We start from the raw sequence: 1,514 nt of genomic DNA on the forward strand, positions 1-1,514 counted from the left end.
CACGGTATAGATCCCCGAACCCTCCTGCCGTCATCGCAGAAGGAAAATAGGTGGACGACTTTTACGCCGCCCGCAGCAGGACTATCCCGCCGCTACCGTGGTCGAATTTTGCACCGCCGATCTCAGCAGAACAAGATCTGATCGAAATCCTGTGCTGAGGGCAAACGATAAGAGTACAATGCATCTATGGCATGCAAAAGCCGAAGGGGGACAGCCCTGGTGGCTAATGACCATGCTCATGAGTGCGTTCGAAATGACGGGCACACAGAGCAGCGGCGAGTGCTATCGTGGCAGAACCCAGCATGACGAGAAGGAGCCCCCAGCGGGCGTTTTCAGCCGTTAGAACGGCACCTGTTATCGTTGACATAATGGCCCCACCCAGAACTGCGATAGCGCTTGCCAAACCTGCGGCACTACCTGTGAGCTTCGGCCGAACCGAAATCGCGCCCGCATTCGCACTCGGCATGGTAAGACCATTAGAGACACCGACAAACATGCATGGACCGAACAGCGCCATCACATGATCGACACCGAAGAAATATAGGAACAGACCGAGTAGCAGGCCCATGCAGGCAATTGTCCGGCCAGCTATTAAGGTGGTCGTCAACGGAAACCTGCCTGCGAAACGCCCAGCTAGATAGCTTCCTATCATGAAGCCCCCAGTGATCGATCCCATGTAGATGCCGAGCACGCCTGGAGACAGCTCCGATGCAGATCCAGCAGCTAGAGGGGCGCCAGTCAAAAAAGCGTAGAACGCACCAATCGAAAACGCCATGCACAAGGCATAGGCCCAAAAACGACGTGACTTAAACAGTTCGGGATACGCCTGGAGTTGTTCAGCGATCGTGTTTGACGGTTCCCGGTTGGTCTCACCAAGATCGACCCAGCACAGCGCTAATACCACAGCGCCGGACGAGGCGAGAAACCAGAAGCTGGCGCGCCACCCGAATGCCTCATCAAGTATTCCACCGAAACTCGGGCCAAGCATGGGCGCTATGGCCCACGCCATTGCAATATAGCCGATCTTGCTGGCGGCTTGCTCCTTGCTGGTCGTATCCCGAACGATGGCAAGAGCCACCGCATATGTTGGCACGATTACAGCCTGGACCATTCTACAAGTGAGAAAAGTCCAAATGTCAGGAGCAGTGGCACATCCCAGCGTGGCAACCACGAAGATTCCCAAACCCCACAGGATTACGGGACGGCGACCGAACCTGTCTGACATCGGCCCCATAATGATTTGGAGACCTGCCGAGACAGTTGCGTAAACGGCCAATGCGAGGCCGATGACACCATAGTCCACGGCGAATTCCACTGCCATATTGCTCAGCGACGGCAGAAATATGTTGACTGGAAGAATGCCAAGCGCTGACAGCAGGATCAGCGTGGTAGTGTCAAAGATCTTTCGCACATTTGTTTTCAGGCGACGGCTCCGTGGGTTTGGTACTGGTCCGCGTAGAGCGGTGCCATGTTCATGTATTTTCGGCTGGACCACTTGCCGGCGGCGATATGCC

General features: G+C 55.5%; 1 protein-coding gene. It reads right to left on the reverse strand.

Annotation, left to right across the window (positions count from 1 at the left end; translation table 11 throughout):
- Positions 1-223 precede the first annotated feature (223 nt).
- On the reverse strand, positions 224-1,411 hold the full coding sequence (locus tag DCO57_RS22165) for a multidrug effflux MFS transporter (RefSeq protein ID WP_205756260.1): 1,188 nt from the start codon (positions 1,409-1,411) through the stop codon (positions 224-226).
- Between the last annotated feature and the right edge of the window lie 103 nt (positions 1,412-1,514).

Source organism: Labrenzia sp. 011 (assembly GCF_003075075.1).
GTDB lineage: Bacteria > Pseudomonadota > Alphaproteobacteria > Rhizobiales > Stappiaceae > Roseibium.